General features: G+C 61.4%; 1 protein-coding gene and 1 pseudogene. One reads left to right on the forward strand and one right to left on the reverse strand.

Going from position 1 to position 1,289, the window contains the following annotated elements; translation table 11 throughout:
- Positions 1–1,014, reverse strand: a 1,014-nt coding sequence (locus LQ956_RS14855) for an RNA-guided endonuclease InsQ/TnpB family protein (RefSeq protein ID WP_238630387.1), incomplete at its 3' end; no start/stop codon positions are given.
- A gap of 103 nt (positions 1,015–1,117) precedes the next feature.
- Here LQ956_RS14855 and LQ956_RS15155 point away from each other — a divergent pair.
- Positions 1,118–1,216, forward strand: a pseudogene (locus LQ956_RS15155) (transposase); the annotation flags it as partial.
- Positions 1,217–1,289: the final 73 nt, after the last annotated feature.

The following is a 1,289-nucleotide window of genomic DNA, read 5'->3' on the forward strand; positions in this document are numbered from 1 at the left end:
GCAGCACGGACAGGTGCGGCTGGTGTTCCGTGGCGGCACTGCAACCAGCCAGCCGCCTTGCCATGCCAACTTGTAATCCAGTTGGCGGCGGAACTCGAACCAGCCTTGATCGAGGATGGACTTGTTCAGGCCGGACTTGGCCCGAACGTTTCTACCCGGCTGCTCGGTGCTGCCTGCCGCCGACCTGGACATGTTCCGTACCTGCAAGTCCTCGATACACACCATCGCGTGGTTTTGGCTGATCGCGGTCGAGGTCTTGTGCAGGAAGTCGCGGCGGGCGTTGCCGATGCGGGCATGAATACCCTGGACGCGGGCTTTCGCCTGCTTCCAGTTGTTGCTGAACTTCACTTTGCGGGAGAGGGCTTGCTGTGCCTTGCAGAGGCGCGTCTCATGCCGTTTGAAGCTGTTGAGTGGTCCGTAGAACGTGCCGTCCGAGAGCGTGGCAAACCGGGCAATGCCCATGTCGATACCGACCGCACCGCCCTGTGGGAGGGGCTGCGCCGCCTCGCGCTCGGTCTGGATGCTCACGAACCATTTGCCGCACGACTGGCTCACGGTGACATTCTTCACCGTGCCCAGTACCTCCCGGCTGTTGCGATAGCGCAGCCAGCCGAGCTTGGGCAGAAATAGACGATTGTTGACCTGATCGAGCTTGATCTGTTTCGGGTCGGGGTAGCGGAAGCTGTCCGACCGGCCTTTCTTCTTGAAACGAGGCAGGTCGGCCCGCTTGGCGAAGAAGTTGCTGTAAGCCCGCTCCAGGTCCTTGAGAGTCTGTTGCAGCGGATGCACTGGCGCATCCGCCAGCCAAGCGGTGTCCAAGCTGTTGCGCCACTCGGTGAGCCGCTTGCACAGCCCAGCGTAGCCGAGTTTCTTCTCGCCGTGCTCGTAGCGTTCTTTCTGCAACGCCAGCGCCCTGTTGTAGACGAACCGGCACGAGCCGGCGAAGCGGCGCATTTGCCGCTCCTGCCGACCGTTGGGCCTCAGCTCGTACTTGTAGGCTTGAAGGCGTTGCATGGCTCAATCATACCCTTGGTCCATGAGCGACGAAAACGAAATTAGACGCGGACGGCACTGCGTTTTCAATATGCACGGCCACTTGGTCCTTTTGGCGAAATAAGGCGTGCTGTGGTCGCCGTCCTACTTCGCTTCAAGCTGCGGTGGTGCGCCGATTTCCATCGTGCGCCAGTACATCGAACAGCAGCAGACCCCACACTGAAACCAAAACCCAAGGACGGCTACGCCGTCCGCGCTATCCTTCCCCGCCCTGAACGGCGGGGCTTGCCGCGCGC

The organism is Ectothiorhodospira lacustris (assembly GCF_022227845.1).
Classification (GTDB): Bacteria; Pseudomonadota; Gammaproteobacteria; order Ectothiorhodospirales; family Ectothiorhodospiraceae; genus Ectothiorhodospira; species Ectothiorhodospira lacustris.